We start from the raw sequence: 15,193 nt of genomic DNA, 5'->3' as shown, positions 1-15,193 counted from the left end.
TTACTGCCGAGATGCGGACGATGCTGCACCGATGGGGCACGCCCCGCCCGGTCCGACCCCGGCTCGCGGCGGTGGTGGTGATGCGCCCCGGAAGCTCTCGATGCATCGTGGATCTCGTCGTCGACCCCTCGCTGCGGTCCATAAGGGGGGCAACCTCTGTGCTCGAATACTTCGAAGCCTCGCTCGACATCATCCAGGTTGCGGCGAACATCGAAGGAGGCATGGTCGGATGTTCCTTCGGTTCACACCCTGCCGCTCAACGATTGGCTCGCCGGCTCGGCATCGAGCCTATCGTCCTGCGCGACAGATTCCTCCTCTCCTCCCGCGTAGCGTTCGATGATTCGCGTCTCGCATCCCGACCCGTCACGGTGACTACCGGTGTCACGGTCACAGATCCCACACCGGATCCGACCGGTTTCGAGTGGACCGACTTCGACGACCTCGGTACGACACGACAGCACTATCAGGTACGGACACCGGACGGAACTGTGCTGGGCCGATTCCGTCTCGGAACGACGGTCCGGGACGGCGATGTCGTTGCGGAGCTCGATCAGATGGAGATAGTCCTCCACCAATTGAAGGACGGATTTGACAGCACCGCTTCAGTTGTGCGCGGCGCCGCCGAGACTGCGTGGCAACACGATTGCGTAGCAAGCAAACCGCGGTCGACGCAACGCACACCGAGCTGACCGACGCCCTCCGCGTCGCAGCCTTCCAACCGGCCGGTCCGATACACTGTTTGCCCGATTGGGATGATCAAACAGGAAGTAGATCTCTCGGGCATGCCTAGCTATGCCGCCTGACGTGCCCGGCAGGGGCACTTCACTGCCCTCCCGTGCTCGTCGTCCGGCAACCACCCGTACTCGTCGCACGTTCCGCACTTCGTCGGCCTCGCATGATCAACGGGGAACCCTTGCCACATCGGCAGCCACGCATGTGCGTAGCGCATCGGATCACTGGGGCGATGCACCGCCTTCGCTGCCGCCACCAGCGTCGGGACGCCGTGCGTCGCAATCAACGCTTCGATCGCGGCTACGGCATCCGGACTGAGGTACGCGAATGTCGCTGTCAGCCCGGATTGCTTACATGCCGCCGCCAACCGGGCGACCTCGGGACTTTGCGATGCGTTCGAGATCTGGGACGTGCGGTTGGTTTCGGTCCTTGGTGAATCAGTACTTAAAAGACCGCCTGACTCTCCGATGTCCGCGTTACCGCGGGTCGGATTTTCAGGCCCCGGCTGGACATGCGGCTCCTCGTAGATTGTCTGAATGGTGATCCACTGGCCGCGCTCGTTCTGGATCTTCTCGCGGATGAGGTACCCGAGCTCGGCCAGCTCGCGGAGAGCGGAGCGGATGGCGTCGCGCCCTTCCTTCGGCGACTGGCCTGCGATCGAGTCGGATCGGGTACGCCAGTCGTCCGGCTTGGACAGTAGCCAGATGAGCACACCGCGCGCTCGGAAGGACAGGCGCTCGTCGTTGATGACGGCGTTGCTGAGGATGGTGAAGTTGCTGGCCAGGCGCGGTCCACGACGCACGCCGCCAGCCAGGGTATTCTGACCCACGTTCGACTCCTGATCAGTCGGACATCCGGCCCGTCGGGAGTTGCCGCTCCTGGCGGGCCTTCTTCACTTGTGACGCCACGCGGATCGGTGACGATCTTGAGATCTTGGCACTCCTTCGGTTGTGCGCGCAAGCAGATCCTTCGAAGTCGCTTCAGCGCAACGGTTTATATGATCACGCGGGCCGCGACATCTCTGCGGCGATCGCCATAATCCTCTTCTGCCAGACTTATGAAGCCGATCGGACCCAGTCGCACGCGTCTCGATGCCGAGCGAGCGCCGCAGCATCAGGGTGATGAGCGGAGCTTTTCGGTACTCGAATCCGCTTGCCCGCGAAGGCTGCATACTCGCTGCTCTCGAGCTGGGGAGCCACTGCGACTGTGAGGTCGCTGCGCACTGTCCACAGTTGCAGGTCGAACAAGGTGTGGAGGTCGGCGCGGAGGAGCAGACCATTGGTCACATGGTTGCTGTGCTCTCCGAAGTAGCGGTCGATATGGGCTGCTTCCAGGACTGCCTCGACGTCGCATCCGGTGACTGCGCAACGACGTTCATACGCTTCCAGCAGTGCGCGACGGAACTTGGGCTGACCGTATCGCACAGCAATGGCTCGTTGAGCGCGTTTACGGACGTCATCGCCCTTCTCATAGGTGGGAAGGCTGGCGGGCAGCTCTATATCGACGACGGGGAAGTGGGCGAAAGCAAGATCGGCTTCCGGGCCGAACAGAGAGCGCAAGCGACTCTCGGCAGACGGGTCGGACACTTGATTTGCCCCGGCCTGCGCCGCGAGATTCCTCCCGAGCAACTTCTGTAGCTGAGCCCAGGTGGGCGATGAAACTACGTCCTCACTGATTGTGTCGAACTCGAATCGATGGGTGTAACCGCCGGTCCGAACGTCGCTCCAGTGTGCGGGCGGCGCGCCGGGAGTGATTTCGTAGAGGCCGGAAGTTGCTCGTGCATACGCGACGAACCCGTTGCCCTGACCCGTTATCCAGAAGTAGATGTCGTCACCGGGCACAATCTTCTTGAAGTACGACGGGCTACGCACATCCCAGAAGCCATCGTCCCGCGCGTAATCCCAGTGTTGTGGCGTCTTCTCATTGATCTTGACGATCCAGCTGGTCATTGCCCATGCGCCTTCTCAGGTTCGCATCGGGTGGGGGCATGTCCTGCTGCGGAAGCCCGTCGGGCCGTGCTCGGTGTTCGATACTCGTCGTGAGGTGTCAGTCGGCGATCAGTGCGCGGAGCGCGTCGCGCGTTTCGGCGTCGGTCGAGTAGATGACGGTGCCGATCATGCCGCGGGTGAGCAGCACCTTGTAGACGTTGCGGACCAACCGGTCGAAGCGCACGTCGGAAATTCGCGTGCGATTCTTGAAGTCGGGATCGCGGTTGGCCTCTCGGACCGTGGTGAATCGTCCGTTACGCCAGACCAGATCAGGTCCGAGGATGACTCCATTCCAGTCGTATTCGAAACCCTGGGCGGTGTAGACGCAACCGACCTGGCCGAAGCCTCCGTCCTCGGTAGCCCACAACGCAGCTGGGGGAGCGTCGCCGACCCGCCGGTCGCTCTTGCTGTTCCACGGACGCGCCCAGCTGCCGATCCGAACGTCGGGAACCAGGTTTCCGGCCTTGTCCGCATTACTCCACGGCCAGCAGTAGCCTGCCGTCATCCGCGCCGAGTATCCGAGCTCCCGCTGCTGAGAGAGGAGAAGTTCCATCTCCTCGGGGCTGTCCGCAACACGAACGGTGAACTGCGGATCGCCCTTCCACTCGAACGGCCCTCCGTCCGCCAGATCGAGCAGCCGCTTCACCCACAGCAGATACTCTTCGCTACCTCCGCAGCGGAACTGTTCTCCCAGATGGATGTGCTGCGTCTCGAGCCCGAGTGAGGCTGCATAACGTTCGATCTGGGCGAATGACCCCATCTCTCCGGGGCGTACCACCTGGTGCTCGTCGAGAAGGAAGACAGGGACGCGCGCGGCCGCGATGAGTTCGTCGACCTGCGGTCGGTCTGTGCGGAGTTCGGCTCGGGTGTAGCGGTCTACGGAAGTTTCGCGAATGCGGTGGGCCTCGTCGAGGATGAGGACATCCAACCCATTGCGATCTGCTGTCATGAACTGGTTGAAGTACTTGAACATCTTCTGCACGCGCGGCGCACGGTGTCCCGCAACCTTCCGGAGAGTTTGTGTGAACGATCGAGACCCGGTCGCGTGTAGGACGGTTCGTCCGCGCCGCGCGAGCTCGCCGAGCAGCGACAACGCCACCACGCTCTTACCGCTGCCGGGACCACCGGTGACGATGATGACGCGCTTGCGATCGGCGGCACGTGACTGTTCGACCTCGTGGAGTACGAGGTCGACGGCGAGCTGTTGGTTTCCGAGCAGATGGAACTGGGGGCGGTCGCGTACTTCTGCAGCGGCAACCTCGAGGAGTTGCCGGGAGGGGGCGACGGCCGACTTCATCAGAGCGTCGCCGGCGGAATAGCCGGGCGCAGGGGCGAGACGACTCCGAAGGAATGCGATCATGTCTCCGCGCTCGGCAGCGGTGAACATGCGTCCCGTGACGCTCATCGGATAGGAACGCAGATCGGCGACGGCACTCTGATCGGTAGCGTTGTGGAGGTAGGCGATACCGGCAAGAGCGTCGGGTTGATCGGACACCGTGCGGGCGAAGTCCACGAGATAGTCGCAGTACCCCTTCACCTGCGCGGCCGGGTGAAGCTTCGGTCCTCCGGGCATCCCGGCTACCTCGACAAGTTCGGGGTTGTCCTCGTACCGCCGCGCAGCCGACCATTGCTTCAACTCGACGACCACATACGAGGCCGCACCGGTCTGCGGATGCGTCCCCGCCAGGACGACGTCGGCACGCTGGGACGTCAGAGGAAGGTGATATTCGAGCAGCATCTCGACGTCGTCCAACCCGGCGTCGACGAGGTCGCGAGCGAGAACGGGCAGGCTCCGTGCCCAGGACTTCTGCTCGGATTCTCCGGCGCGTCGTCCGGTGCGAAACAGCATCTGTTCCAACAACTGCTCCGCGAGCGATTCGGGACGATCGAGGTCGACGATCCGGCGGGCGGTAGTACGAAGCAGCGTCACAGTCAGGTCCCCAAGGCAGCACGAATCCACTCGTGCGGGTGGGGGCATGTCCGTGGCTGCTCATCGCAGCGGAAGTCCGTCGGGCCGCAGACAGAACTATATCGGTGAGGGGTGCCGCAACTCGTTCAGGGCGAGTGTGGCTGGTACGTACCGGACGATCTCCACAGCAACGAGCCGGCAGGCAAGGCCGCATAGACGCCGTGAGCGGCCGACGCCGTCCGCTTGTGCAGAACCGGGATCCGGGTGAGGCTGGAAACGTCGGCCAAGAATTGTCGTTCCAGGGCTCGCGTCACATGGTCCTGCACCGGGATGCTGGCCGACTTGTCGAGGTTGCATCGCGCGTCGGTTGCCACCAGGTTGGCAACACCGTCGATGGGGATCATCGACCACGGCACCACGTGATCGATGTGGACTTCAGATTGCAGACGACCGTCGCAGTAGAAGCAGCGACCCGACTGCAGGTCACGGAGCGGGTCGACGAGAGCACGCAGCGCGGTGCGGTCGGTGCCGAAGAGAAAACCGTCGATGTCCTCGGCATCGAGTTCGGCGCGGTTGAGATCGATGACATCGTGCGCCCATACGGAGCGGACGAAGGTTCTGAGCAGCACGGATGTGCGGCGAAGCCCCTCGGGCACACCTGGGCGCAGCACGATGACGGCGATCCGGTCGACGTCACTCACGGTCATCTTCTTGTGAAAACCCGCCGCGTCGTACAAGAACTCGTCGCGGGTAGCGCTGTGGGGGACGGTCTGAAGATGCGTGAGCGGTTGTTGCGCGATCGTCAGCCGTAGGGAGCGAACGAGTCGTCGATAGACCGGATGGGCGGACTCCCGAGCTGCCTCCGCGGTGCGAAGCCCATCGGATATCAGGATGCCTCTGACCTCTGCGATGCGATCCGGGATCGAACGTCCGCGCCGGACTTGAACGAGTCGTCCGTGGCGGTGGAACGACCGAACCTGATTCCAGTAATAGCCGATGATCCGGTGCGCGATCTCGTCGATCGGAACGGTGAGACTCCCGTCTGGAGCAGCGGTGTTCTCGACGCAGATGTCGACGAGTGCCATGACGGTCGCGAGTTTGTACGTGGAATTGCGGCGGCCGGCTTCGAGGAGTTGCACGACGCGGGCGGCGACGTCGAGGGGGTCAAATGCCGCGTAGCTCATCCCGGCACAATATCCGCCGCTCGAGCCGTGAGGCTTTCGCGCTACGAATTCGAAACCGGAGGTCGTGCGGTGAGAGCGCTCGGTCGATGCGGTTCTTCTGTCAATCCGAATCGTTCATCGAAGATGTCCTGCAACGTGAGAGCGATCTACTGCTCGGCTCAAGCATGGGCGAGCAGCATCGTGGCGTTTGGCCACTGTATGGGGGCGGATCCGAATGGAGACAGGGACGACGAGCGACCGGCAATGATCGAACTCGAACCCGAATTTGATATGTGGACGATAGGGGAGTGCAATGGGCTTCCTCGCGCGCCGAACCCGGGTTTGCTCACGCTACACGCGGGGCAAGCCTCGGGTCAGCGCGCGAGAGTTGTGGGGGCGCACGCGGCCTGGAGACAGGATCCCGGGCCTTCTGGGCTACGACCCCTTCCACTACGTCGTGTACACCCAACCGTCGTTGCCGCAAATGACTGCGTCGAGATTCTTAGCCTGAATCCACTGACGTGATGCCGAAGCCCGTTCCGGACGGGCGAGTGGATGTATGGGCAGTTGCGGACATGCGGTGACCGCTGGTTTGCCCAGCTTTTCCACGGTGCGGTTCCGGTCGTGCCGTCTCGGCGGGTCGGTCGGTGTTCAGGCGATAGCTGGCGGGCTGTGGCCGATGGTATTGGTCCACAATCGAAGCCATGCGTCCGACCAGGGCCAGTGCGTGGGTAGCCGCAAGATCGGTTTTCGTTGCGGTCGACACAATCGGGCCGGGATATCGACGATCTTGCGCCGTAGCGTCGCCCCACGGGCGCGAACATGCCCACCACCTGCAAGAAGGCCGGCGGCGCGCAGCAGGTTGTGGGCGATCGCCGCGCAGAGCACCCACGCGGAGTTCGCCCCGAAGCGCCCCGACGGCATGTGCGCCAGGGGTCCGTCGATGAGGTCGGCGAAGACGGTTTCGATCATCGCTGCCAGGGAATTCTGTACGGCTCTGGCTCGTCCTCGACCGGAGTTGCGGCAGGTGGCTGATGATCCCAACGCCAGCGGTAGTGCTTCGATGCTTTCAGTTCGATCACCTCTGGAGGGAGAGTGCGAAGGATCCGTTCGATGTCGCGCCATTCGGCTGTGCCTGCGTCGACGCGGGCCGCGAAGGCTCGGAGCGCGTCGGATGCGGCGTCGGTTTCGGCGAGCCGGCTCATCAGTGCTTCGTCGACGTCGATGCGCGTATCCCAGTCACCGTTGCTCACCTGGTCGGCGCGGATGCGGCGGGTGTCGAGGGCGTGTCCGGCGTCCTGGATCCTGCGGACGGCTGCTTCCAGGTGGGGCGGGACGTCCCTCATACGGCATCCGCCCAGGGGTCGTCGCCGACGGCATAGCCGGATTTGGGGGCGTTGTATGTATCGCCTGTATCGGCCACGCTGGCGATGTCCATGGCCAGCTCGGCCTTGGTCTTGGTGTCGGTGTAGGCGTCGGTTATCGGTGCAAGCTTCTCTTCGAACTTCTCGTTGAGATAGCCGGACGGAGATGCCATCGCCGCAAGGAATCCTTCGAGCGCCTCGAGGATCTCCCGCACGCTATCCACGAGATCATCGATTTGCGAAGCCGCTTGTCTGATGATCTCGACAATGGCGTTCACCTGGATGTACGTGCCGATCCAGGGGATCTTCTTGACGGCGAACTTCAATGCCTGGGTGGTGTTCTCGAGTGAGACTTCCGCTTCCAGCATCGCGGCGAGTCGCTGAACCCCGCTGATAGCCGCCTGTCTGACCTTGTCGGAGGTGAAGAAACACATCTCTTTCGCTACTCGGCCTACCGGGCCTTCCCACTCCATAGCTGCTGCCTGGCGTTCGGCGTGTTCGGTGAAGCTTTGAGCCGCGGCGCCGTCCCAATGCGGATCGAGTTGTTCATAGCCGGCGCGGACGTTGGAACCGCACGTCTCCATACCTTCGGCTGCGATGCGGTATGCGTCGCCGATACGCTTCAGTTCGTTCCAGTTTCCCGTCAATGGCTCCACGAACTGCAGGAGCGGACTCCATCCCGTTGCAGCGTGAATCGCGTCGTCTACATCTCCGAGCCAACCTGCTGCGTCCGCGATGACTTGCCGAATATCCTCGGCTCCTACTTCGGACAGCGGAAGGTCTACTTCCTCTGCCTTCCGGTAAGTCACCGGGTCGAGGAACGGAGCTGCGGGGCCGGGCGCTGGGGTGTACGAGTCGTAGTGGGCGTCGATCGGCTCTTCGAACAGTATGTTCGCGTTGAGAGCGTCATATGTTTGGGCCTCTTGGTCTGCGTACATCCACGCAACTCGGTTGAGCTCCACACCGGTCGACCGAGTAACCGCCGCCAAGCCGCCGTACCGGGAAGACATGAAGTCCGCGGTCGCTGCCAGAGGGGCGCTCAATAGTGCAAGTACACCTGCGCCCAATCCTTGCTGAACACTGCATTCCGCACGTATGTAGTCGGTGGAGGCCGAGGCGTCGTCGGCAATGTCATCGAATAACACAGCGGCTCCGGCTACTTCTTCGGGAGCTGCCTTGAATGTTTCGCCCATGACACCTTCTGTCTTCTTGATGCGCTTCGTTTGGTGGGTCGAAGCGTCGAAATGATGTCGTCTGCAACCCCGCCCTCGTACGCGCCATCGATATCCTGGTGGACTTCGACCATCAACACCATGGTTTCTGCGGTGGCGTAACCTGGCGTCGCCACGACGTCGAAGCGGGCCGAGCCTGGTTCGCACGAACTGATTCGCGGGATATCGGTGACGAGGGCTGAGACGCGGACCGCGGGTCGCCCTGCGACTTCGAACCATACGGGGTCGGTGTACTCGACCGTCGGCAATGTTCCGGCATTGTCGTCGAAAATCCACTCGACGGCGCGGACCTCTTGTTGCGCTACCGATTCGAGGTCCAGGTCCCGCGAACCTGCCGCGCCGGAGATCGCAAGCCAGCCCCCGTCTTCCTCCGGGCAATAACCGTAACCGAAGAACCCGACAGCTCCATAACTGGCCTTGTCGTTCTCGTTGGACCATCCGGCGATAGAACGGTAGTCGTTGGTCCAGTCCGCCGGAATATCGTATGTAAGACCGTATCTCGTGCTGATCGGTTGCGGCGCACCTGGAGCGGCGGTCATCTGAGGCGGTGGGCGCAGCATCGAGGGGAACCCCTCCGGCAATGGCGGGGGAGAGGTTCGTGGACCCACCGGTGCCGATGGCGCGGAGGTAGTCGGCACCAAAGTCGGAACCGAGGGGACGTCAGGGCCGACAATCGAGGACACCCGCGGTAGCAGCAGGATTGCTGCCATCCCTCCTGCAATAGGCAGTACGGTGCGCAACAGAAACGACTTCACGTGCCCCCTCCCGACTGGATCTCGACCCCCTCGAGATCAGCGCGGAGACTGTAACAGGTGCCGCGGTTCGTCTCGTCGAGTGCACTCGACGAGAGCTCCATCGACTGGGATCTGCACAGTGCTGCGGTGTCAATGAGTCCAAAAGTCGATCAAGACGGTCGGAGCGTTGCGATGATGTCGTCGGCGACGTCGACGTCGTACGCGCCTTCGTTGACCTGCACCATCAACACCATGGTCTGCGCCGTCGCATAGCCCGGGGTGGCAACGATGTCGAACCGGGCGGCGTCGGGTTCGCAACCACTGACCTCCGGAATATCAGTGATACGGGCGGAAATTCGAATGGCGGGGCGGTCAGCGATCTCGAACCATACGGGTGCGGTGTACTCGACTGTCGGCCGCGTGCCGGCGTTGTCGTCGAAGATCCACTCGACGTCTCGGATCCTCTCGGTAGCTACGGTTTCGAGGTCGATATCTCGCGAGCCCGCCACGCCGGACATTGCCAGCCAGCCTCCGTCTTTTTCGGGACAGGACCCGTAGCCGAACGAACCGACGCTGCCGTAGACGGCATGGCCTTCCTCACCGGACCATCCGGAGCTAGCGCCGTGGTCGTTCTTCCAGTCCGCCGGAATCTCATAGGTGAGGCCGTATCTGGTGTCGATCGGTTGCGGTTGCCCTGGCTCGACGTCGATCTTCGGTGGGGGAAACAACATGGAGGGAAAACCCTCCGGAAGGGGAGGTCGCGTGGTCTGCGGTGTGGAGGGGTCCGGTGCCGCGGCGGTGGTCGGCACCAAGGTGGGTACTGACGGGACTTCGGGACTGAGAACCGAGGACACCCGAGGAAGTAGCAGCAGTGCTGTTATCCCGCCGATTATCGGCAGCACCTTACGCAGCAGAAACGACTTCACGCGCCCCCCTTCGACTTGATCTCGACCCCCTCGAGACCAGCGCGGAGACTGTAACAGGTGGCCCCATTGGACTCGTCGAGCGCGGTGCGTGGCCGCACGTTGCCGCCCGTGGATTTCGCAGGTCGGTCGAGGTGGTGCTGGCCTTGGTAAGTTGCTTACGTCGGCCGGAGTGTCCCAATGATCTCGTCTGCGACACCGACATCGTATGCGCCGTCGATGCCTTCGTGTATCTCGACCATCAGCACCATGGTTTCCGCAGTGGCGTATCCAGGTGTCGCAATAATGTCGAATAAGGCGGCTTCGGGGTCGCACTCGCTGACCTGCGGGATGTCCGTGACGTGGGCGGAGAGTCGGACGGCCGGACTGCCGGCCACCTCGAACCACACAGGTTCGGCGTACTCGACCGTCGGTAGTGTGCCCGCGTCGTCGTCGAAGATCCACTCGACAGCTCGAATCTCCTTCGACGCGACCGCAAGAAGGTCGAGATCTCGTGAACCTGCAGCACCCGACATCGCCAGCTGAGCGCCTTCGATCGCCGAGCAGTAATCTTCGCCGAAATGCCCGATTGCCCCGAAGATCGCCCGGTCGTCCTTGCTCGACCACCCGGCGGTAGAGCGGTAGTCGTTGGTCCAGTCCGGCGGAATGTCGTACGTGAGACCGTACCTGGTGCTGATCGGTTGTGGTTCGCCCGGAGCGACGGTCATCTGAGGCGGCGGACGCAGCATCGAGGGGAACCCCTCCGGCAAGGGCGGGGGAAAGGTTCGTGGGCCCGTTTGTGTGGATGGAGCGGATGTCGTCGGTACCAAGGTCGGTACCGATGGAATCTCGGGACCCAGGAGCGCGGACACTCGAGGAAGTAGCAGCAGCGCTGTTATCCCGCCGATCATCGGCAACACCTTGTGCAGCAGAAACGACTTCACGTGCCCCCTTCAACTTGATCTCGACCCCCTCGAGACCAGCGCGGCGACTGTAACAGGCGCAACTTGACGCGCTGAAACGAGGCTCGCTCGCGCTACACGCGAGGCGAGCCTCGGTTCAGCGCGCGAGAGTTGCAGGGAAGCAACCGCTCCCACGCGTATACGAGACGTCACCAGTGGATGGCTGCCACCGCATCCAGCGGTTCGGTGATCGCCTCCGTCGCGACCTGCAGATCCGCATCACGCATGGCCTGCGGGAACCGCAGCAGTGCGCGCTGTTCGATCTCGGCCGGCGGAACGTGGAAGACCCGGAACTTGTCGAGGTCGAGCACCTCGAGCTGGTCGAGGTTCTCGGCACTGACACTCGTGTGCCCGACGCTCACACCCGGGACGATCGGATCCAGTCGCGTCTTCCGGGGGCGGCGTCGCTGCTTCCGGGGCGCGATGGAATGCGGGTTCGTACGACCGCTCGATCACATCGGTCGGGACCTTCACACCGTTCACGGTGATGCTCTCGGGAAGCGGGGAGGTGCCCAGTGCTTCGAGAGCTTCGGGCTTCGATACCTTCTCATTCACTGTGAACTGCACGGCGAGCTCGCCGGTGGGTTTGCCGTCCACATGCTTGTATCCGACGCCGACAGACGAGACGTTCGGATCATCGAGGTAGTCGGCGCCCTTGGTGCGGATGAACTTTCGCAGAGCGACGGTGAGTTCATCCCTCTCGGGGCGGGGTGTGCGATTCGTCGGCCAGAGAGAGTGCGGCGGCCTCGGCTTCGTCCAACAGCCGCCACTGTCCGGGTTGCGTACTCATTCTCGGGACTCCGAAGCGCGGATAGTGGTGTACTCGAATTCGAGATGACCCATCACCCGATTTGTGTGGAATGAACCCCGCTGAACGGGTCGAACCCACCGAAGATCGTCGAAGGAGTGAACCGCATGCGTCCGACCGGCATCACCACGAATATCAACGTCCCGGACATCGGGGAAGCGCGGAGCTTCTACGCAGACTATCTGGGGCTGAGCGTCGAAGAGATGAACCTCGGATGGGTCGCGCGGTTCACCACTCCCGACGGTCGTGCCGTCGTCCAGTTGGTCAGCGGTGACGAATCGGCTCCCGTGGACTCGGCGATCTCCGTCCACGTCGGCGACGAGGTGGAAGCCGCCTACGAGGAGGCGCAGCGTCGCGGGTTCGAGATCGTGTATCCGCTGACGATGGAACCGTGGGGAGTGCGGCGGTTCTTCGTCCGTGCACCGGACGGCACGGTCGTCAACGTCGTCAGCCACTCCGACGACACGCGGTAGGGGGACGAGGACGCCGTTCCGATCCGGTGTTCTCGACGGCGTATATGACGGTCGAGAACACCAGATCTTTCGGCTCGTCGCGCCGTCGCGTGCGGAGGCGAGGAAGTACCCAGTCCTGAAGCACGTCGGCATACATCTGGTGCATCGTCTGAGACGGACACTGATGTGTGGGTTCGACCCCGGATAGCGAGGCTGAGTCCACACGGATCAGCTCAGGCCGAGGTCGATGGCGGCGAGTCCGGCCTGTGTGCGGTTGTGGACGTCGAGCTTCGTGTACACGTGCTCGACGTGATTGCGCGTCGTCTTGTGCGCGATACCCAGCTCGTCGGCGATCTGCCGGTTCGAATAACCCAGAGCGACGAGTCTGAGGATCTCCACCTCGCGACCCGTCAGTCCCGCAGGCCAGGGTGCGCGTCGCTTCGTCGGATGCCCCGCCGCGAGCAACACGGCCTCGACCGCTTCCGTGTCGAGTCGGCCTGCTTGCGCGTCGCGGCACATCCGGGCGGCCGTGGCCTCGGCCGTCAGAGCTCTACGGTGCGGTCTAGCTTCTCGTAGCCGCTGGTAGGTTTCCGCCGCGGCGAGGATCCGCGCCGTCACGCCCAGGTCGGCGGCCCGGAGTCCGCCGGGATATCCGGAGCCGTCGAGTCGCTCGCGGTGCGTCACAGCGACGGCGACGACGGCCTCCAGCCCACCGACGCGGCTGAGGATCCGTCCGGTCAGATACGGATACAAGCGGACCCGCTCCCATTCCGCGGTGGTGAGCGGACCGACCTTCTCCCAGATCTGGTTGGGCACACCCATCCGCCCCAGTCCGTGCACGAGACCCGCGCGGTAGAGGAGTTCGACCTCGTCGACCGGGAGTCCGCGATGCCGGCCCGCGGCCGCCGCCAGATCCGCCACGCGTCTCGAATGCCCCAACAGGTAAGGACATTTCAGGTCGACGAAATCCGCCATCGCGCGCAGCATCTCGTCCAGTTCGGGTCTGCTCACGATGTAGTCGTGATCGGACGCCTGGGCGAGCGCCGCCGACCATGCGTCCTGTTCGAGCACACCCGCCGTGATCGCGTCGACGTCGTCGACGAACACCTGCGCCACGCGCGGGCCGAACTGGGTGCCGCTTCGCGCACGAGCGACAGCGACCGCCTGCGCGGACCCACCGAGACGGACGTACACCTCGGCGACGTCGGCCACCTGCACGATCTGCATCTCGACAGGAATCTCGTCACCGCGAACGCCAGAAGGTAGCCCCGCGCCGTCCCAGCGCTCGAAGGTGAAGGTCAACATCCCGCTCACCCGAGGGTCCAGCCCGACGCGATCGGAGAGCACACTTGCGGACCCGCAGTGGGACCGGATGAGATCGGACACCTGCCGGCGCGCGGTGAACAGGAAGGCCGTGGCGTGGAGGAAACGCTCCGCGTACGGCAGTCCCCGCCCGCTGTGCCCCATCAGCATGCGGAAGAAGGGGAGTCCCGTCATGTCCACCGCGTAGGTATCGGCGCGGAACGCGATGTCGTCGCCGAACATCCGTGCCAGTTCGTGGGAGTCCGCGTGGCATCCGATCCAGGCCACCAGGTTGGCGTAGAAGACGACGTCCCGCTGGTCGGCGCTCAGTCCCATCCGGTCGGCCATGCGCGTGGCGATCACTGCCGAGCGCAGCATGTGTTCCATCGGCTGCCCGAGACCCAGATCGATGGCGAGGGACAGCGCGGCGACCAGTTCCGCCCGTCGCGGACCGTCACCCGTGGACGTCATGGACTCAGTGTCCTCGCACGATGCCCGGTCCGAAAGATGAGGCAGCGGCCTCATGACGTGCGGAGGCGGCGGGCACAGGATCGAAGTACCCGCAATCGAGGAGGACGACATGACCATCACCCCGCAGGCAGCCGCCCAGCGGTCCTGCGAACTGCCCCGGGTTTCCGGAGAGCGTTTCGCCGGCTACGCCGTGATCGGCGCGCCGTTCGCGAGCGGCCACTATCTCGCGCTGCGCAGATTCCCGACCAACAGCATCGGCGCCGGCTTCACATCGGTATGGCACCGCGACCCGGACGGCGCATGGACGGTGTACAGCGACGTCCCGGCCGAACTGAGCTGCCCGCGCTATCTCGGTCGCGCGCTGAGCCGCACCGAGCAGACCGACGTGCGCGCCGATTGGACCGACCCCACGGACCTGCACGTGACCGTCGGTACCGAACTGGAGTGGGATCTCCGGATGACCACCTCGCCGGCGACCACCGTCATGAACGCAGCGGGCAGTCTGATGCCCGACGCCCTCTGGCACAGCCCGACGGTGCTGGCCGCGATGGGACGCGTCGCCGGACCGGTGCTCGGTGCCGGCCGGATGCGGCTCGGTGGGCACCTGCCGAACGGGCAGTGGTTCCGGGCCAACCCGCGGCAACTGTGGGTCGCGCACACCGAGCGTGCCGTCGTCGGTGGAGTGGATCTCGGACCGGAAGGTCCACTGACTCACCAGGACCGCTTCGGCGACTTCCGGCTCCCGCAGCGCGGCCTGTTCGCGACGGTGCAGGTCTGGCTCGAACCGTTCGACGCCCGGCGCCACCACCCGGCACGTCCCTACACGGTGTATGCGGACGGCGAGTGATAGGTGGGTGTTCCCGGCGGTAACAGCCTCTGGGGCAGAAGTGCCGCAAGGTTTCGTTCGAAAGTCGAGGCAACTCTTGCGCAAATGACACACAATGGATTTCGGTAACGAGTCGTCAAGTGGGAAAGGCAATTCAAGGTCAATTCACCCGCCCGCTCCGGTCTGGCTGACACTTGCGGGAGGCCTGGCGTTTTCGGGATGCGCGATGATCGAAGCAGTCTTGGGAATCCATGCGAGAGACTACGAGCCCGTCGAGGTTCGATCCGTCCCGCCCGCACGGACGGACGACGACGCAGGGGGCGGCGTAGAACTCGGAAGACTGCTTGC

Annotated in this window: 14 protein-coding genes and 1 pseudogene; 3 read left to right on the top strand and 12 right to left on the bottom strand. The window is 63.7% G+C overall.

Going from position 1 to position 15,193, the window contains the following annotated elements; all coding sequences use genetic code 11:
- Window positions 1–107 precede the first annotated feature (107 nt).
- Entirely contained in the window at window positions 108–689 is a 582-nt protein-coding gene (locus tag ACQR3U_RS21465) for a hypothetical protein (RefSeq protein ID WP_230811396.1), read from the top strand.
- A 101-nt stretch (window positions 690–790) separates the two neighbouring features.
- On the opposite strand, the gene ACQR3U_RS21460 is transcribed toward ACQR3U_RS21465, so the two are convergent.
- The 11 genes and pseudogenes from ACQR3U_RS21460 to ACQR3U_RS21410 all read right to left on the bottom strand — a co-directional run bounded on the left by ACQR3U_RS21460 (window position 791) and on the right by ACQR3U_RS21410 (window position 11,348).
- On the bottom strand, window positions 791–1,561 hold the full coding sequence (locus tag ACQR3U_RS21460) for a helix-turn-helix domain-containing protein (RefSeq protein ID WP_230811397.1): 771 nt from the start codon (window positions 1,559–1,561) through the stop codon (window positions 791–793).
- A 226-nt stretch (window positions 1,562–1,787) separates the two neighbouring features.
- Window positions 1,788–2,681 (bottom strand): HNH endonuclease, encoded by an 894-nt coding sequence (locus ACQR3U_RS21455; protein ID WP_230811398.1) that lies wholly within the window; start codon window positions 2,679–2,681, stop codon window positions 1,788–1,790.
- A 97-nt stretch (window positions 2,682–2,778) separates the two neighbouring features.
- Entirely contained in the window at window positions 2,779–4,650 is a 1,872-nt protein-coding gene (locus ACQR3U_RS21450; protein WP_230811399.1) for a DNA/RNA helicase domain-containing protein, read from the bottom strand.
- 125 nt (window positions 4,651–4,775) lie between these two features.
- Window positions 4,776–5,813, bottom strand: a complete 1,038-nt coding sequence (locus tag ACQR3U_RS21445) for an HNH endonuclease domain-containing protein (protein ID WP_230811400.1) — start codon at window positions 5,811–5,813, stop codon at window positions 4,776–4,778.
- Between the two features lie 630 nt (window positions 5,814–6,443).
- Window positions 6,444–6,767 (bottom strand): annotated as a pseudogene (locus ACQR3U_RS21440) (IS1380 family transposase); the annotation flags it as partial.
- Window positions 6,761–7,138 (bottom strand): hypothetical protein, encoded by a 378-nt coding sequence (locus ACQR3U_RS21435; protein ID WP_230811401.1) that lies wholly within the window; start codon window positions 7,136–7,138, stop codon window positions 6,761–6,763. The pseudogene ACQR3U_RS21440 and the gene ACQR3U_RS21435, both read right to left, overlap by 7 nt.
- A complete protein-coding gene (locus ACQR3U_RS21430; RefSeq protein ID WP_230811402.1) occupies window positions 7,135–8,349 on the bottom strand; it encodes a hypothetical protein in 1,215 nt (404 codons plus the stop codon). The genes ACQR3U_RS21435 and ACQR3U_RS21430 overlap by 4 nt, the downstream gene beginning before the upstream one ends.
- Window positions 8,313–8,948 (bottom strand): hypothetical protein, encoded by a 636-nt coding sequence (locus ACQR3U_RS21425; protein WP_230811403.1) that lies wholly within the window; start codon window positions 8,946–8,948, stop codon window positions 8,313–8,315. Before ACQR3U_RS21425 ends, ACQR3U_RS21430 begins: the two co-directional genes overlap by 37 nt.
- Before the next feature lie 344 nt (window positions 8,949–9,292).
- Window positions 9,293–10,048, bottom strand: a complete 756-nt coding sequence (locus tag ACQR3U_RS21420; protein WP_230811404.1) for a hypothetical protein — start codon at window positions 10,046–10,048, stop codon at window positions 9,293–9,295.
- A 155-nt stretch (window positions 10,049–10,203) separates the two neighbouring features.
- On the bottom strand, window positions 10,204–10,752 hold the full coding sequence (locus ACQR3U_RS21415) for a hypothetical protein (RefSeq protein WP_269601416.1): 549 nt from the start codon (window positions 10,750–10,752) through the stop codon (window positions 10,204–10,206).
- A 383-nt stretch (window positions 10,753–11,135) separates the two neighbouring features.
- Window positions 11,136–11,348: a hypothetical protein gene (locus ACQR3U_RS21410; protein WP_230811406.1), complete on the bottom strand. Its 213-nt coding sequence runs from the start codon at window positions 11,346–11,348 to the stop codon at window positions 11,136–11,138.
- 553 nt (window positions 11,349–11,901) lie between these two features.
- Here ACQR3U_RS21410 and ACQR3U_RS21405 point away from each other — a divergent pair.
- Window positions 11,902–12,267, top strand: coding sequence for a VOC family protein (locus tag ACQR3U_RS21405; protein WP_064061388.1), 366 nt, complete (start codon window positions 11,902–11,904; stop codon window positions 12,265–12,267).
- A 207-nt stretch (window positions 12,268–12,474) separates the two neighbouring features.
- Here the strand turns inward: ACQR3U_RS21405 and ACQR3U_RS21400 are convergent, their stop codons facing one another.
- Window positions 12,475–14,019: an HD domain-containing phosphohydrolase gene (locus ACQR3U_RS21400; RefSeq protein WP_230811407.1), complete on the bottom strand. Its 1,545-nt coding sequence runs from the start codon at window positions 14,017–14,019 to the stop codon at window positions 12,475–12,477.
- A 109-nt stretch (window positions 14,020–14,128) separates the two neighbouring features.
- Here ACQR3U_RS21400 and ACQR3U_RS21395 point away from each other — a divergent pair, with 109 nt between their 5' ends.
- Complete coding sequence (locus tag ACQR3U_RS21395; protein WP_230811408.1) at window positions 14,129–14,866, top strand: hypothetical protein; 738 nt, start codon at window positions 14,129–14,131, stop codon at window positions 14,864–14,866.
- Window positions 14,867–15,193 lie beyond the last annotated feature (327 nt).

It is taken from the genome of Rhodococcus sp. IEGM1339 (assembly GCF_050321925.1).
Taxonomy (GTDB): domain Bacteria; phylum Actinomycetota; class Actinomycetes; order Mycobacteriales; family Mycobacteriaceae; genus Rhodococcus; species Rhodococcus pyridinivorans.
Note: the sequence above shows the minus strand (reverse complement) of the source record. Positions and strands in the feature narration are given on the sequence as shown.